This is a genomic window from Streptomyces sp. NBC_00090, from assembly GCF_045160815.1.
In the GTDB taxonomy this organism is placed as follows: Bacteria; Actinomycetota; Actinomycetes; order Streptomycetales; family Streptomycetaceae; genus Streptomyces.
Window position 1 is genome coordinate 8,990,345 of sequence record NZ_CP108224.1, and the last position, 15,334, is coordinate 9,005,678.

Below are 15,334 nucleotides of genomic sequence, written 5' to 3' on the forward strand. Positions count from 1 at the left end.
TGAACGGCCGACGGTGTACCGCCACCGCCTCGCGACGCCCCTTCGGCAGGGACCCCGGTGCCGCCGCCGACGGCGGACCCCGTACGCGAACCCGTACGCGAGCCCGAGCCCGATCCCGATCCCGTACGCGAACCCGATTCCGATCCCGTACGCGAGCCCGATCCCGTACGTGAACCCGCACTGGAACCCGTACCCGAAGCGGAACCCGAATCCGCACCCGCGCCCGCACCCGTACCCGCACCCGAGGTCGTCGTCCCCGCCACCGGCAGCCGCAGCCCCGGCAGTTCCGGCGCCTCGGCCCCGTCGGAGCGGGGCACCCGCTGGACGGGCCGTACGGCGTCAAGCAGTACGCCGCCGGGCGCGTCCGGCACAGCGCCGTGGCCCAGGTCGCTCTGGAAGGAGGGGTTCCAATGGGTAGCGAGGGACGCGGCGAAGCCGTGCTCCGCGATGGTGCGCGGAGCGTCGAGCACCCGCTGCACGGGCGGCAACGCCATCCACGCGTCCCCGGGTGCCGCCGCGCGGGCGACGGGCGCCGCGCTCTCCGCGGAGGCACCGGCCTCCGCTCCGGACGCCTTCCGCGCCCGCCACTTCTCGAACATCCCCACCGTCTCCAACCTCCTTTCCCGTTCCTGCTCCTACGCCTGCGACCGCTCCACCAGCGAGGCCACCTGAGCCACGTACCTCCGCCGGTCCGCGTGCTCCAGATCGAGGATGTCGTCCATGCCCCAGTGGAAGTGGAAGGCGAGGTACGCGGTCTCCTCCTCGATCCGGTCGGCCGCGTACGTCACGATTCCCCCAGGCGGCTCCCGGCGAGCTCGACCTCGAAGGACTCCTCGCAGTGCGGGCACGCCACGGCGGCCCTCGTGTGGCCCTCCGCGTTGATCTGCCGGTAGAAGTCCTGGAGGAACGCCAGGTCGGAGGCGAACATGTTCTCCACCGTCCCGTCGTGGACCGACGGGAGCGTGCCCAGCCGGGTGATCACCCGGCCGAGCAGCACCACGGACAGGTAGGCCGGGTTCTCGCGCACCCTGATGTCCCGCAGCGGGAGCAGCTCGTCCCTGGCCGTGGCCAGCCGCATCGCCCCGCCGCGGTGCACGGTGCCCGTCTCGTCGACGAACCCGCGCGGCAGCTCGAACTCGAACTCCGTACGGAGCGGCTCCTGTTGGCGGTGCTGCTGCGTTCCCGCCGATCCTTCGCGTCGCATCAGCCGAGCGTCAGCTCTTCGAAGGTGATCGTGACCTGCTCGGTCAGGGCCGCGGCGTCGCCGGCCTTGGTCGCGCTCAGCTCCACCTTGGTGCACCAGGCGTTGCGGAGGTTGTACCGCTTCACCTCGCTGAGCTGGTAGTCCAGGAAGATGATGGAGGCGTCCTTGCGGGCCGAGCCCATGTCGCCGGCGATCGAGGACGCGATCCACTCGGTGAAGGCGGCGGACTGCGTGGCGCCACGGGTCACCGTGCACTCGCCGGCCTTCTTCACTCCGGGGAGCTTCTTGATGATCGGCTTGCCGTCCGCCGAGACCTGCTGGAACTCGATGACGTCCTGCTCCATCGAGAGGCCGCTGATCTCCTGCAGGGTCTCGACCATCACGCCGTCGATCTGCAGGCCGAAATTGTGGGTAGTGAGGGCGTCACCGGTGTCGAGGGACATGGGAGGTCACTCCTGTTCATGGGGCGAAGTGGCTGGGTGAGGGGAAGGGCGGGGGAGGGGCCGGGCGGCCTGTCGGGCCGGCTGCCGGGCCCCGTGCGACGCGCGCAGGAGGACTTACTCCTCCAGGTCGCCGCCGCCACCCTGGAACTGCGCGAGGCGGAAGACCACGAACTCGGCGGGCTTCACCGGGGCGATGCCGATCTCGCAGACGACGCGGCCGAGGTCGACCGACTCCGGGGGGTTGGTCTCGGCGTCGCACTTCACGTAGAAGGCGTCCTCTGCGCGCTGGCCGAACAGGGCACCCTGCCGCCACTCGTTGACGAGGAAGGCGGAGATGTTGCGGCGGATACGGGCCCACAGCGACTGGTCGTTGGGCTCGAAGACGACCCACTGCGTACCGACGAGGATGGACTCCTCGAGGTAGTTGAAGTAGCGGCGGACGTTCAGGTAGCGCCAGGCCGGGTCGGAGGCCAGCGTACGGGCGCCCCACACGCGGATGCCGCGGCCCGGGAAGGCGCGGATGCAGTTCACACCGATCGGGTTGAGCAGGTCCTGCTCGCCGCGCGTGATCTGGAGCTCCAGGTCGACCGCGCCGCGCACGATCTCGTTGGCGGGGGCCTTGTGGACACCGCGCTCGGAGTCGTTGCGTGCCCAGACGCCGGCCATGTGGCCGGACGGCGGAACCGTGCGGGTCTGGCCGGTCGCCGGGTCGAACGACTTGATCCACGGGTAGTAGAGCGCCGCGTACCGGGAGTCGTAACCGGCGACCTCCTGGCGCCACTTGCGGATGTCGCGGGCGTTGAGCGCGGGCGGCGGGTCGAGGATCGCCATCCGGTCGCCCATCAGCTCGCAGTGCGCGATGAGACCGAGCTGGACGGCCTTGACCTGCTCCAGATCGATGAGCCCCTGCTGGTAGGCGGCCATCAGGTCGGGCACGGCGACCATGTTGATCTCGTCGAGGGCCTCAAGGCCGCCGAAGCCCGTGCGGTCGGCGGAGTCGCCGATGAACTGGCCGGACTCCAGCGCGGCGGCACCCGCGGCCCGCGCCGCGACCGGCACGGGCGCCTGCGCGGGCGGGGCGAGCGTCACGGCCTGGGCCTCGGGCCTGGCGAGCTGCCCGCCGGCCGTGGCCTCCTCCAGCACGATGGTCTTGGAACGCTGCTTGACCTGCGCGACGACGTAGTTCCGTGCGCTCTTCTTGGCGGAGGCGTCGAAGCTCTCGACGACCTTCTCGCCGTCCTTGACGACCAGCTTGAAGCGCTCGGTGTCGCCCTCGACGTCCTGCACCTCGACGGTGAGCGCGCCGCCGGCCTCGGACCCGGCGGCGATGGCGGCGACCCGGAAGGCGCCGAGCGCGACGGCGTCACCGGCGACGAGCTGCGGCGCGGTCACCGGAGCGGACCCGACGGCCTGCGTGGCGCCCTGCGCGTCCCCGCCGCCGACCCGCACGACGTACGCCGCGGTGCCGCCGTTGTTGAAGAACCCGTACACGGAGTGGGCGAGGTAGTACCCGTCCGTGAAGTCACCGAACGACGCGACGTACTGCGACCAGTTGGTGACCAGCACCGGCTCGTTGAGCGGTCCCACGGGCGACAGCCCGACGAACGCGGCGACGGAGGTCCCGACACCCTCGATGGGACGGGAGCCGCTGGCGACTTCCTCGACATAGACGCCGGGGGACAGATAGGTGGGCACGGTCGGTAGCTCCTCGCTGGTGGGGTCTGTCGGCCGGTGACCGCGCGGAGGCGGCGGTTCGTGGCTGAGGCGTCGGCGTCGTCGCGGCGCAGCGCTCCGACGCGGTCGACTCTCCCCTGACGGCGTCCGCCGGGGGAGGAGTGAACGGGCGGGCGCGAGGGCAGGACGGTGTGCCCGAAAGTCCCGCGCCCGACGGGCCTACCGGCCCGGGGACTGACGGATGTCCTCGTAGAGCTTCTTGGGGAGGTACGTGGAAGTGGGGATGGCGTTCGCCCGGCAGTACTGGCTGAGCGTCGGATCCGTGGATTCCACGGTCGGCGCCAGCTTCTTGTTGTCGTACACGCCCTTGGGCATGGTGACCGTATCGCCGTTGATCTGCGAGCAGACGATGTTCTCCGACGCGTATCCAGTCAGTGCGAACTGCTTCTTCTTGCCCTGGGAGGTGTCGGTGAACTGATGGGGCGGGAAGGCGATGGTGGCCTGCGGGCCGTTCACGACGACAGTGCCGTTCAGGCCCGTGATGACATCCTTCAGCGGCACCGGTGTGACAGGAGCGGGCAGGGGTTTGGTGTCGTCGCTGATCTTGATGTAGACGTACTCCCCTCGGACCTGGGCGGCGAAGGCCTTGCGGCCGTAGGTGAAACTGCCTCCGCCCGCGTCGACGATCTCCGGGAACACCTTGTCGCGGACCTGCGCGGCGGTGAGCCTGAAGAAGGTGTACTTGGTGAGGTGCTGCCGGTTCAGGAGGCCGTTGCTCGCCAGGTCCTCGACCTGCTTCACATCCTCGATCTCCTGCCAGGCGGAGGGGTCGAACGAGGCCGGCGTGACGTCCTTGGTGAGCGCCAGCATGTTCGTGAGGTTCCTGGCCGTCGCGCCGGCCGGGGTCTTGAGCTCCTCGCCGATCCGGGTCAGTTCGTCGAAGTCCTGGACACCGGAGAAGTACTTTCCGTCGTAGTCGATGTCGTCCTTCGCCTCCGACGGCTCGGGGCGAATGGCCGTGTTCGGTCCCAGGAACTGGTTACCGCCCTGCCATTCGAAGAAGGAATGACGAACGTCCTGGATGTTCACACCGTGGAAGGAATCGCCGTCGCGTGACGTGTCGAGCAGCCTTTCGCGCAACTCGGCGAGGAATTCCGGGTCGTCCACCTTGGTGCGGTCGATCTTGAGGTTGATGGCCATCGACTTGGTGATGACCGCGGGAATCGACGCCAGGAGGACGGCCTGCTGTTCCGCCGGGGGCAGATCCTCAAGGGTGCTGACCAACGTGGTGTGCGGAACGATGTGGTGTGCCGTGAGGTCCCAGCCCTTGTGGGCCTTCGTCTGCCCCTCCGTCGGCGCGTACGGGTTCTCGCTGCGGCTCCGCTGGACAGACGCGGGAGCGTGCGCGCCGGCCTGCTCCGTGTGCGCTCCGTGCTCCGTGTGCGCTCCGTGCTCCGCGTGTGCTCCGTGCTCCGTGTGGGTCGGCGACGGCCCGCTCAGCACCCTGGTGGCGTTCGCCTCCGCATCCCGCTCGAAGCGGTCCGAGGGGTCGGAGACCTTGAGACCGCTGCCGTTGTCCGTGCCCGCGACGGGCCCCCGGCGCTGCTGGATGACGTGGGTCAGCTCGTGCGCGAGGGTGTGCCGGTCCGCGCCGCCCTCCCCGATCACCACATGGTTCCCCGAGGTGTACGCGCGGGCACCGATCTCGGCGGCGGAGGCCTTCGCGGCCCCGTCCGTGTGCACCCGGACGTCCGAGAAGTCGGCGCCGAGCCGCGCCTCCATGTCCGCGCGGACCGCGCTCCCCATCGGGGTGCCCGAGGAGCGGAGGACGTCGGGGACGGCGGAGCGCTGCACGTCGGGGGCTGCCGAACCCCCGGAGCCGGGGCCGGCCGAGCGCCCATCCTCGGGGACCGCCGAACGCTGGGCCGAGGTCTCGGCATGCCCGCAGCCGGGCCCGTGCGCGTGCTCGTCGCGCTGGAGCGCCGCCATGAACGCGGCGTTGCCCACGGCCCGTTGGAGCGCTGTAGCCGCGCCGGGCGACAGCTGGTCCGCCCTCCCGGCCGAGGCGAGGAGGGCCGCGGCGTCGGCCGGACGCGGTCCGGGACCCTTCCGCGCCGGGCCGCCGCCCCGGGAAGCGGGATCGGACTTGCTGCTGTCCTGTGCATGCATGGACAGGAGTCTGGTCAGGGCGCGCGGCGCGGGGGAGGGGCGTCCGGCCGACGCGGGGGCAGGGCTGGTTGCCCGTTCGGACAGGAGGCGGGCCGTCACGGTCCGTCAGTAGGTCGCTGCCTTCATGGTGACCGACTTGAAGGCGCCGGGCACCCACTGGGCGCAGTTGCGGCAGGCCGCCACGGCGTCGACGCCGCTGTCGTACGTCGTCAGGTGGAAGTTCTTGGGGTGCTCGCCCGCCATCTGGATCAGGGCGTAGAGCCGCGACTCGGCGCAGTTGCCGAAGCCCCAGCTCTCGATCCGGGTCTTGCCGCTCCAGGGGAAACCGGTCTCTTCCTTGAGGTACCCCTCCAGCCGGTCGTCCTGCGCCAGGCCCGGCGGCCCGCTGAACGCCTCGAACTCCCGCGCGCCCCGGCGCGCGACAGCGCGTTTGGTGGTCGGTCCGCCGACCGGGTCCCTGGTCTGCTTCCGGAGCTCCGCGGACTTGTCCGCCCGCTTGCGGGCCCCTTGCTCGCCCCTGGCCTTACCGCCCGTGGGCGGATTGGCCCCGCCCGCCACCAGCGACGTCTCCGCCTCGGTCCTCCTGCACTCCTGGACGAGGCTCTCGGCCAGGGCGTCCCAGGTGGCGAACGTCGCCGTGCCCCGTTCCAGCAGCTCCGTCAGCCGATGGTCCAGCTCCTCCTGGCGCCACGCCCGCCGCTTGGCGTCCGACAGGTACTCCTCGGCGGCCTGCGTCTCCAGCAGCAGGATCCTGGCGACCTTCCTGTCCCTGAGGGTGAAGTCGTCGTCCGTGGCCGTGATCGACACCGCCCGCTGGACCGACAGCGCGGCGAGGAGGGCGCGGTTCCCCGCCGCCCGCTGGATCGCGGCCGCGGTGGCGGCAGGTGTTTCGGGGCCGACGCGGCCGGGCACAGCCCCCGGCGCGGCCCGCCGCCGCGGTCCGGTCCGGTCGGGCAGGGCGTGGGAAGGGTCGTGTGCGCGCATCCTCCGAACCTGCCGTACGGCCCCTCGGGGCTGAAGAGTCAAAAGGGCACGGCTGCGGGACCGAACGCCCGACCCGCCCGCACCGCTGACCGGCCGGGTCGCCCCGAGGGCCCTCGGTACCCCCCCGTGGTGGCACGGGGGCACGCCATGCTGCCCCCGAACAGGGACTTTCGGGCAGCCGCGCACCCACCCCGCGCATCTAACGTTCGCCCATGACCATGTGGACCTCTCTGGACCCGGCCGATCTGACCGTCGCGCCAGGGGCCCGGACCTCCGCCCGCCTGCGGGTACGCAACACCGGGGACACCGTGGAGGAGTACCGGCTCTCGCTCGTCGGCAAACCGTCGGGCTGGTCCCGGGTGGAGCCGGACGTTCTCCGCCTCTACCCGGGCAGTGAGGGGACCGCCGAGATCTCGTTCGCCCCGCCCCGCTCGTCGGACGTGGAGGCCGGACCGGTCGCGTACGGAATCCGCGTCGACCCCCGGGAGAACTCCGCCGCCCGCGACGTGGTGGAGGGCCGGCTGACCGTCACGCCCTTCACCGAGGTGCGCGCCGAACTGCTGCCTCCCGCGCTCCTCGGGCGCTTCCGCGGCCGGGCCCGAATAGCCGTGGACAACCTCGGCAACACTCCGCTGACCGCGTCCCTCGTGGCCCGGGACGAGGCGAACCGGCTGACCTTCGACGTCCGGCCGAACGCCGTGCAGATCGCCCCGGGCCGTGCCGCCTTCGGCGAACTCGAAGTGCGGCCGCAGGCCGTCCGGTGGACCGGCGGCGAGGAGTCGCACCGGTTCACCGTGGCCGTGCGGCGGGCCGGCGACGACACCTCCCTCGACCTCGACGCCACCTTCGACCAGCGCCCGGTCTTCGGGAACTGGCTGGTGGTGGCGGGCGGACTCCTGATGACCGCCGTGATCGCCTTCGTCGTGCTCTGGTTCAACTTCTCCCCGAAGATCGTGAGCGCGGCCAAGGAGATCCGGGCGTCGGGCGCGCCCAGGCCCGTGCCACAGGGCAGCGGGGAGGCGCTTCCCGACGCGCCCCCGCCGCCCAACGACACCGGCGCACCCCCGCCGGGCGAGGACGCGCCCGGCGGACCCCCGCCCGCCTCGGACGGCGGACCGCCGCCCGTAGGCGGAGACGAGGGGACGGGCGACAACTCCGGAGGCGGCGGACCGACCGACCCGGGACAGGGCGGCGGCGCACCCACCGGGAGCGGACCGGAGACCGCCGCCCCGACCGGCGCCGGGCCGGACCCGGGCGACGGCGGGAACGAGCAGCAGCCGCCTCCGCCCCCGCCCCCGCCCGCTCCCCAGAAGACCGGGCCCGACTGGGGCACCGGCTACAAGGCGGACATCGTCGTCGAGTTCGCCCAGGAGCGGCTGGCCTCCCTCAACAACGCATGTGCGCTCAAGCCGGGTTGGACCAGGGGCGTCATCGACGGGCCGACCCGTACCTCGCTCATCTGCTACCAGGACGCCGTCGTGAGGGACGGCAGGGAGAACGGGAAGAACTCGGCCGCGATCTTCGACACCGACACGAGGGGCATGCTCGGCCGGGCCACCCTCACCTCGATGTGGGCCCAGGGAATCACGCCCGACAGCGTGAAGCCCGGCACCACCGGCTGGCAGACCACCAAGCTGATGGCGGGCTACTGGTGGGCGATCAACCGAGGCTTCGACGACGGCGACATGGCCCGGGTACGCACCGACGCCCAGTACGGCATCGACAACTTCCGTACGAACCGGCAGAAGACGAGCACGTACAGCACCGAGGTCGCCGCGCACATCAAGCAGTACCAGTCGGCCGTCGGGCTGCCGGCGACCGGGACCGTCGACTGGCCGACGCTCCGCAAGATGGTCGGCGGCAGCGTGAAGAAGTGAACTGACACGCAAGGGACATGAACGAACGAGGGGGCCACCCGCACGGGTGGCCCCCTCGACGACGTCAGGGCGTCTCGCCCTCCACGCGGCTACGGTGCCCAGGGCACGCCCGCGTCCAGCACCAGCCGCCCCGACTTCTGGTACTCGCGCCGCGCCCCGGCCCGTACGTCCTCGCCGGTCACCGCCGAGCCGCGCGCGGCCGCCAGATATCCGGCCGTCACCGCGGCCGAGCGGATCGCGCCGCCCGCGAGCTCGAACTCCGCGGCGCAGCGCGTGATCTCCTCGTCCAGACCCTCCGCCTTCGGCGTGCCCGCCAGACAGGAGCGCCAGAGCGAGACCCGCTGCTCGGCGTCCGGGAACGGAAAGTCCACGACCAGGTCGAGCCGCCGGGTGAACGCCTCGTCGATGTTGGCCCGGAGATTGGTGGTGAGCACCGCGATCCCGGCGAAGGACTCGAGCCGCTGGAGCAGATACGCGCTCTCCAGGTTGGCGTACCGGTCGTGCGAGCTCTTCACCTCCGACCGCTTGCCGAAGACCGCGTCGGCCTCGTCGAAGAGAAGCACGCAGTCCGTGCGATCCACCTCGACGAAGATCCGCTCCAGGTTCTTCTCGGTCTCGCCGACGTACTTGTCGACCACCGACGAGAGGTCCACCACATAGAGGTCCAGGCCCAGTTCGCCCGCGACGACCTCGGCGCCCAGCGTCTTGCCGGTACCGGACTCCCCGGCGAACAGCGCGACGACACCGCGCCCGCGCCCGCCGCCCGTGCGCAGCCGCCACTCGCCCAGCACGCGGTCCCGGTGGCGGGCCCGAGCGGTCAGTTCGTGCAGCAGCCCCAAGGGCTCCTCGGGAAGGACGATGTCGGCGAAGCCCACGGCCGGCCGGATCCGCCGCGCATGGCTGTCGAGGAGCGGTGCGGAGACGAGCCGGGCGCTGTGCTGCACCTGCGCGAGGGTCGGCGCGGTGCCCTCGAAGGCGGCGAGCGCCCGGGCCGAACGGGCCGCGCGGCGGACCTGGTCGCCGCTGAGACGGTACGGCGCGACGGCCTCGGCCAGGTCGAAATCGGCGTCCAGCAGGCCGAGTTCACGGTGCCAGAGCTCGCCGGAACCAGCCTCCTCGTCGGGTGCGTCCAGCGCCAGCAGCTCCGCGTCCGGCGCCCACCGGGGGTCGGGCGCATCGGTTCCGATGAGCACCACGGTCGCCCCGGTCGAGGCCAACACGCGCACCAGCGGCCCAGGTTGCGGCGGCAGCGGCTCGACCACCACGGCGGCACCGCGCAGCCGGGCCTCACGCAGCAGCGCACGCGCCGCCGACGCGTCGGCCGACTCCGGCCGGTACCGGAGCACGGGCCGGCCGGCGCCCCGCAGCGCGGCCACCACGGAGGCGGTGGCGGACCCGGGGACACGCTCCCGCAGATGTACGGTGACGGGCCCGGCGGCCGCGACGCGCGCACCGAGGGCCGGCGGCCCAGCGGCCTCGACCGCGGCCTCGGGACCCGTCGGCGCCAACAACTCCACTCCCGCTCCGAGGAGTTCCGCGTCCAGGCGACTGTCGTCACCCAGCAGGTGCGCCACCACCCGCTCCGGCACGCGCAGCGCCCGCCCGGGCAGTGGCCGGTCCTCGTCCTCGACGTCCAGCAGGCCCCCGGAGCGCAGCGGAGCGGCCGGGTGGAAGCGGTCGCGGGCAGCCGCGTCGAAGGGCCCGGTGCCCGCCAGGTCGAGGGTCAGCGCCACGGTGGCGCGCCGCCGGCCGACGTCGTCGTTGAGGTACCCGTACAACGCCTCGAAGCCCCGGTCCACATCGGGCGCGAGCGCCGCGACGAGGATGTGCGCGTCGAGCCCGGACAGCCCGAAGGTCCGCGCCAGGGCGGCGAGCCGGTCCGTGCCCGCGGTGTCCGGCAGCGGGACACCGTCGGCGTGCGCCGCCGCCCGGTCCGGCTCCACCGCGATCCGGCGGGCCGTCTCCTCGGTGATGTAGAGGCCGCGCAGCGGATCGGCAGCCGTCGGGTCCCCGGCGCTGCGGGCGTCCACGACGGCGGCGACCCGGGCGCGCAGCGCGGTGATCATCTCCAGCACGCCGGGAGGGCTCGTACCGGCACGGTTCGCAGGATCATCGCTCATGCCTCTGCTCCGACCTCGGACCCGGACGCGTCCTTGTCCCCGGACGCGGTGCTCATGGTCACGGAGCGCCGCATCGTCCGGGGCCTGGAGTCGCCGGGCAGTCCGTCGACCCCGCGCTCGCGCACGACGATCTCGCCCTCGGTGACCGGCGGCGCCACCCCGTACACCGGGGTGACCGGGAACGGCGTGGTGACGACGACATCCAGCGAGGGCTTGAGCTCGCCACCGAGAGCCGACCAGATGTCCGCGAGCGACCGCGACTCGGCGGGCGGCGTCGCGACGCTGAGCGGAAGGGACGTGGCGATCGAGCGCACCGACTCCGGCACGGCCTCGCCCGTCAGCATCTCGTGGGGCAGCAGCAGAGCCAGCGCGCCCGACAGCAACCGGTGCTCGTCCTCCGGGCGGGAGGTCCAGGCGGTCACCAGATACGAGAGCCGGAACCAGCGCGGGGGCTGCCGCCTGCGCGTCACGATCCCGTTGGCGTCCCGCTCGGCGTAGGCGCCGCGCTCCCGCCGCGCCACGTCCTCCCGGATGTCGTACAGATAGGCGTTCAGGGTCGGGGCGTTGCGGCGGGCCGCCCAGTCGCGGGTCGGCGCGTCGAAGGCGATGTCGCCCGTGACGACGGGCGCGAGCAGGCGGCGCAGTGCCTCGTCGATCTCATGGATCATCAGATGTAGCCTTCGCGGAGCGCGTACGCGACGGCATGCGCCCGGTTGGTGAGCTGGAGACGCGTCATCAGCGCGTGCAGGATGTTCTTGACGGTGCGCTCGGAGTAGGCGAGCTTCTCGCTGATCTGCCGGGTGTCCAGGCCCTCGGCGAGCAGTCGCAGGACGTCCACCTCGCGCGGGGCCATCCCGAAGAGCGGCACCGCCCCGCCGGTCGTGGTTCCCGCCGTCGTCGCCCTCTGCAGCCGCCCCACCTGGTTCAGCAGGCGGCTGACCAGGTCGGGCGGCAACTCTCCCTCGCCGCGCGCCGCACTGTGCACGGCGCTCAGCAGGCGCTGCTCGGTGGCCTGGTGGCGCCAGATGATGGCGCGCACCCCGTACTCGACGACCGCGAGGAGGTCGGGTTCGCGCAGCTCGCGTGCGACGAGGACGACGCGCTGGTCCCGCCCCCGCAGGAGGCGCCGCAGCTCGGCCGTGGTGGGTTCGTCGATCCGGTCCGCGAGCATGACGGCGACCGCCGGGGTGTCCCGGCTCCCGTCGTCCTGCTCGGGGACGTAGTCGATCGTCGGTTGGTGCCGCAAATGGCTGATGAGCCCGGCCCGGCTGAGTGGATCGGATGCGTGGACGGACACGGTCACCCGCGTGGTGAGCATTTCCGTTACCCGCTCTTTCCCACTCGCCGCGATGACCCGGGCGTGGTCGGGCGCCCGGGTGTCGCCGGTGGAACAGCCGCCGTGACGGTGGTTCGCGGCCGCTGGTCGGCACGCATGGTGAGGCCCCCCTGGGTCTACTGGTCAGTGGCCGGCGAGCCGGCCACTGTGGTCCCTCCCAGGTTCCCGCGCGGTGCTCACGTCCCGCTGCCGTCGCGCTAACGTTCCACTGCCGCAACCCCGACATGCCGTACTCCGGCCCGTCACCCGTTCTCCCGTGTGGATCACGTCACTTGAGGAACGGCCCCCCGTAGCCCGTAGCCCGTAGCCCGTAGCCCGTAGCCCGTAGCCCGTGGCCGACGGCTGCGTGTCCCGCCTCAGCCGACGACGGGGGCGCCGAACCACTTCGGCAGGTGGTCGAGCAGCTCCTGCTGGTCGTCGCCGACCCAGGCCACGTGACCGTCCGGGCGCAGCAGCACCGCGGGCACGTCCAGTTCCTCGCTGACGTCGACGACGTGGTCGACCCGGTCCGCCCAGCCCTCCACCGACAGCTGCCCGGTCCCGTCGAGCAGGATCCCGCGGCCGCCGTGCATCAACTCGTAGAGGCGGCCCTGCTTCAGCGTCACGTCCCGCATCCGCAGGCCGAGGAGCTCATGGCCCTCGCCGAGGTCGTAACGGACCCCGACCGCGGTGATCATCTCGGTCACGTAGTGGTTCACCTCCTCGAAGTCCAGCAGCTTCGAGAACAGGTCACGCATCGCCTTCGAGGCCGCGCCGCCCTCCAGCAGCACGCCCTGCGCGAGGGTGCTGGTCAACACGCGGGCGCCCTCCGGGTGCCGTTCGGCGTGGTACGTGTCGAGCAGCCCCTCGGGAGCCCAGCCGGCCACCTCCGCGGCCAGCTTCCAGCCGAGGTTGAACGCGTCCTGGACACCGAGGTTGAGGCCCTGCCCGCCCGTCGGAGGGTGGATGTGCGCCGCGTCGCCGGCCAGCAGCACCCGCCCGACCCGGTACTGCTCGGCCTGGCGGATGGCGTCGCCGAACCGGGTCAGCCAGCGCGGCGAGTGCACGCCGAAGTCGGTCCCGGCGACCTCCCGCAGCCGCTGCTTGAACTCCTCCAGGGTCGGCGCGGTCGCCCGGTCCTCGGACACCTCCGCGGCGGGCACGATGACGCGGTACGTCCCGTCGCCGTTGGGGATCGTGCCGAACCGCACCTGGGTCCTGCGGATGTCGGCCGTGACGGCGGCCACCGTCGCCGGGTCCTCGGTCAGCTCCACCTCGCCCAGCATCGTCTCGTTCCGGGCGGGCTCACCGGGGAAGCCGACGCCGAGCAGCTTGCGCACCAGGCTGCGGCCGCCGTCGCAGCCGACGAGATAGCGGGCCTGCAGACGGGAGCCGTCGGCCAGTTCGACGGTCACCCCGTCCTCGTCCTGGCTCAGGCCGACGAGTTCGTGGCCGCGCCGGATCTCGGCACCGAGTGCGACGGCGTGCTCGGTGAGCAGCTGCTCGGTGACCGTCTGCTGGATCGTGAGGCCGTACGGGTGCGCGGTGTCCAGCCCGTCGGGCCACGGCTTGATGATGGCGGCGAAGAACCCGCCGACCTGGAACTTCTCACTGACCGCGAGGAAATTGTCCAGCAGGCCGCGCTGGTCCATCACCTCGACGCTGCGCACGTGCAGGCCCCGCGCACGGGCCTGCCCGGACGGCTCGGTCAACTTCTCCAGCACGACCACGTTCACACCGTGCAGTCGCAGCTCGGCGGCGAGCATCAGGCCGGTCGGCCCACCACCGGCAACGATCACGTCGATCTTCATACGTCCCCCGTTTTCGCAGGTCCTGGCTTTGATCGTTGATTCTGCGTCATGACCCGGGCCTTGTCGCAAGCCCCCCGGTGCGCTATACATTGATCACGGCAAGGAGGGGACAACCTCCTTGCCTTCGTGCTTGGTTGTCCTCTCCACGGAGGGGTGACCGCCCGCGTCCGCGACCATCTACGGCGTGACGCCACCCGCGCCACCCGCGCCATCCACGCCGCTCGCCCCGGCCGCCGGGTCGTGGTCCTCGCTCCACGGCCCGAGCTTCTCGGGGTTGCGTACGGCCCAGATGTGCGTGATCCGGTCCTCGGCGAGGCCGAACGCGGCCACCGTCATGGTGACGCCGCCGTGCTGGGCCACCAGACCTGGACGGCCGTTGACCGAACGTTCCAGAAGCGTGAGGCCCGGTGCCCGGTCGCCGATGTCGACGAGGTAGCGGGCGATCAGCTCGCTGCCCACGACCGGCCGGAGCGTCGCACCGACCAGGCCGCCGCCGTCGGCGACCATAGTGGCCTCGGGGTCGAGCAGGCCGACGAGCGCGGCGATGTCCTTGGCCTCCCACGCCTGCTTGAAGTCCCTGACGACACCGGCCTGTCGGACCGCCGACGTCGCCGGAACACGCGCGGCGCCGACACGCCGACGGGCCGACGACGCCAGCTGGCGGCATGCCGCCGGCGTCCGGCCGACGATCGCGGCCACTTCGCCGAAGGGGTACCGGAAGACGTCGTGCAGGATGAACGCGACCCGTTCGGCCGGCGTCATCGATTCGAGGACGACGAGGAAGGCCATGTCGACCGACTCGTCCAGCGTGACCCGGTCGGCGGGGTCGGCCGGATCGTCCCTGTCGCCCGGCCGACGCCCGTTCATCCACTCCGTGTGGTCGGGCAGCGGTTCCGGCACCCATTCGCCGACGTAGCGCTCGCGCCGCGCCCGTGCCGAGCCGAGAACGTCGAGGCAGATGCGGCCGGCCACGGTCGTCAGCCAGGCGCCGGGGGATTCGACGGCCTTCCGCTGCTGCGGGGACATGGCGTACCAGCGGACGTACGTCTCCTGTACGGCGTCCTCGGCCTCGGCGAGCGAGCCGAGGAGCCGGTAGGCGATGTTGAGCAGCTGCCGCCGCTCTCCCATGATCGCGTCGAGACCGGCGTCGGGTCGGCCGTCCCGGGGCCGGTCGTGCTCGGGTCGGCCGTGCTCGGGCGCGGGCTCGGATCGGATGGTCATGGTTCGGACGGCTCCCTCGTTCAGGTTCGTCCTCATCCTGTCCGACGATCAGGCCACGCCGAAGGGCGGGGCGGCCCACCGCCTCACATTCCCGACGGCTGCGCCGTCGAACAACTGAGACCGGCGGGACACCGGGGAACGACTTCAGCCGGCCTCACGGGGAGTCGCCGAAGTGACGTGCACCTGCGCGAGCAGCCCGTCGACGAGCGCGCGGAGTCCGCGCGGGTAGATGTCCCGCGCGGCCAGTGCGGCCCACTGGCCGCCGACAGCGGCCAGGTGGGGCACCTGGGATGCGTCGAAGGTCTCCCGGAAGGTGAGTGCCCGGCGTCGGTCCGGCGCGCCGACCGTGTCGTCTTCCTGGACGGCGGCCGGATCGTGGAGGAGGGCGACCACGACGAACTGCTGCGCCTCGGTGGCCGCTACGCCGGCTTCTGGAACCTGTCCCTGACACCGGCGGCGCGCGCCGACTGAGCCTGCACCCAGGTCGATCCGGTGGCGCGGGGAGTCGCCGCAGGG

Annotated in this window: 14 protein-coding genes; 3 read left to right on the forward strand and 11 right to left on the reverse strand. The window is 72.1% G+C overall.

What is annotated here, in order from left to right:
* The first annotated feature begins 57 nt into the window (after nucleotides 1-57).
* Entirely contained in the window at nucleotides 58-672 is a 615-nt protein-coding gene (locus OG361_RS39820; RefSeq protein ID WP_405861599.1) for a hypothetical protein, read from the forward strand.
* On the opposite strand, the gene OG361_RS39825 is transcribed toward OG361_RS39820, so the two are convergent.
* The 6 genes from OG361_RS39825 to OG361_RS39850 all read right to left on the reverse strand — a co-directional run bounded on the left by OG361_RS39825 (nucleotide 636) and on the right by OG361_RS39850 (nucleotide 6,474).
* Nucleotides 636-788: a DUF6760 family protein gene (locus OG361_RS39825; protein ID WP_167346856.1), complete on the reverse strand. Its 153-nt coding sequence runs from the start codon at nucleotides 786-788 to the stop codon at nucleotides 636-638. The genes OG361_RS39820 and OG361_RS39825 overlap by 37 nt on opposite strands.
* Entirely contained in the window at nucleotides 785-1,204 is a 420-nt protein-coding gene (locus tag OG361_RS39830) for a hypothetical protein (RefSeq protein ID WP_405861601.1), read from the reverse strand. The genes OG361_RS39825 and OG361_RS39830 overlap by 4 nt, the downstream gene beginning before the upstream one ends.
* Nucleotides 1,204-1,647 (reverse strand): phage tail protein, encoded by a 444-nt coding sequence (locus tag OG361_RS39835; RefSeq protein ID WP_384567414.1) that lies wholly within the window; start codon nucleotides 1,645-1,647, stop codon nucleotides 1,204-1,206. Before OG361_RS39835 ends, OG361_RS39830 begins: the two co-directional genes overlap by 1 nt.
* Nucleotides 1,648-1,761: 114 nt before the next feature.
* Nucleotides 1,762-3,342, reverse strand: coding sequence for a phage tail sheath family protein (locus OG361_RS39840; protein WP_405861603.1), 1,581 nt, complete (start codon nucleotides 3,340-3,342; stop codon nucleotides 1,762-1,764).
* Between the two features lie 198 nt (nucleotides 3,343-3,540).
* Nucleotides 3,541-5,490 (reverse strand): DUF4157 domain-containing protein, encoded by a 1,950-nt coding sequence (locus OG361_RS39845; RefSeq protein WP_405861605.1) that lies wholly within the window; start codon nucleotides 5,488-5,490, stop codon nucleotides 3,541-3,543.
* A 105-nt stretch (nucleotides 5,491-5,595) separates the two neighbouring features.
* Entirely contained in the window at nucleotides 5,596-6,474 is an 879-nt protein-coding gene (locus OG361_RS39850; protein WP_405861607.1) for a hypothetical protein, read from the reverse strand.
* A gap of 212 nt (nucleotides 6,475-6,686) precedes the next feature.
* Between OG361_RS39850 and OG361_RS39855 the strand changes: the two genes are divergently transcribed.
* Nucleotides 6,687-8,351: a hydrolase gene (locus OG361_RS39855; protein ID WP_405861609.1), complete on the forward strand. Its 1,665-nt coding sequence runs from the start codon at nucleotides 6,687-6,689 to the stop codon at nucleotides 8,349-8,351.
* An 89-nt stretch (nucleotides 8,352-8,440) separates the two neighbouring features.
* Here the strand turns inward: OG361_RS39855 and OG361_RS39860 are convergent, their stop codons facing one another.
* The 5 genes from OG361_RS39860 to sigJ form a co-directional block, all read right to left on the reverse strand.
* Nucleotides 8,441-10,471 (reverse strand): ATP-binding protein, encoded by a 2,031-nt coding sequence (locus OG361_RS39860; RefSeq protein ID WP_405861611.1) that lies wholly within the window; start codon nucleotides 10,469-10,471, stop codon nucleotides 8,441-8,443.
* A complete protein-coding gene (locus OG361_RS39865) occupies nucleotides 10,468-11,139 on the reverse strand; it encodes a DUF4255 domain-containing protein (protein WP_405861613.1) in 672 nt (223 codons plus the stop codon). The genes OG361_RS39860 and OG361_RS39865 overlap by 4 nt, the downstream gene beginning before the upstream one ends.
* Nucleotides 11,139-11,789 (reverse strand): LuxR C-terminal-related transcriptional regulator, encoded by a 651-nt coding sequence (locus OG361_RS39870; RefSeq protein WP_384567431.1) that lies wholly within the window; start codon nucleotides 11,787-11,789, stop codon nucleotides 11,139-11,141. Before OG361_RS39870 ends, OG361_RS39865 begins: the two co-directional genes overlap by 1 nt.
* Before the next feature lie 374 nt (nucleotides 11,790-12,163).
* Nucleotides 12,164-13,597, reverse strand: coding sequence for a rifampin monooxygenase (gene rox, locus OG361_RS39875; protein ID WP_405861615.1), 1,434 nt, complete (start codon nucleotides 13,595-13,597; stop codon nucleotides 12,164-12,166).
* Between the two features lie 177 nt (nucleotides 13,598-13,774).
* Nucleotides 13,775-14,818 (reverse strand): RNA polymerase sigma factor SigJ, encoded by a 1,044-nt coding sequence (sigJ, locus tag OG361_RS39880; RefSeq protein WP_405861617.1) that lies wholly within the window; start codon nucleotides 14,816-14,818, stop codon nucleotides 13,775-13,777.
* Between the two features lie 177 nt (nucleotides 14,819-14,995).
* Between sigJ and OG361_RS39885 the strand changes: the two genes are divergently transcribed.
* Nucleotides 14,996-15,289 (forward strand): hypothetical protein, encoded by a 294-nt coding sequence (locus OG361_RS39885; protein ID WP_405862754.1) that lies wholly within the window; start codon nucleotides 14,996-14,998, stop codon nucleotides 15,287-15,289.
* Nucleotides 15,290-15,334 lie beyond the last annotated feature (45 nt).

Bases quoted from the DNA above. Each gene is read 5' to 3' on its own strand.
- OG361_RS39830 (WP_405861601.1), bottom strand. From the start codon at position 1,204: ATGCGACGCGAAGGATCGGCGGGAACGCAGCAGCACCGCCAACAGGAG.
- OG361_RS39835 (WP_384567414.1), bottom strand. From the start codon at position 1,647: ATGTCCCTCGACACCGGTGACGCCCTCACTACCCACAATTTCGGCCTG.
- OG361_RS39845 (WP_405861605.1), bottom strand. From the start codon at position 5,490: ATGCATGCACAGGACAGCAGCAAGTCCGATCCCGCTTCCCGGGGCGGC.
- OG361_RS39850 (WP_405861607.1), bottom strand. From the start codon at position 6,474: ATGCGCGCACACGACCCTTCCCACGCCCTGCCCGACCGGACCGGACCG.
- OG361_RS39855 (WP_405861609.1), top strand. From the start codon at position 6,687: ATGACCATGTGGACCTCTCTGGACCCGGCCGATCTGACCGTCGCGCCA.
- OG361_RS39860 (WP_405861611.1), bottom strand. From the start codon at position 10,471: ATGAGCGATGATCCTGCGAACCGTGCCGGTACGAGCCCTCCCGGCGTG.
- OG361_RS39865 (WP_405861613.1), bottom strand. From the start codon at position 11,139: ATGATCCATGAGATCGACGAGGCACTGCGCCGCCTGCTCGCGCCCGTC.
- OG361_RS39870 (WP_384567431.1), bottom strand. From the start codon at position 11,789: ATGCTCACCACGCGGGTGACCGTGTCCGTCCACGCATCCGATCCACTC.
- rox (WP_405861615.1), bottom strand. From the start codon at position 13,597: ATGAAGATCGACGTGATCGTTGCCGGTGGTGGGCCGACCGGCCTGATG.
- sigJ (WP_405861617.1), bottom strand. From the start codon at position 14,818: ATGACCATCCGATCCGAGCCCGCGCCCGAGCACGGCCGACCCGAGCAC.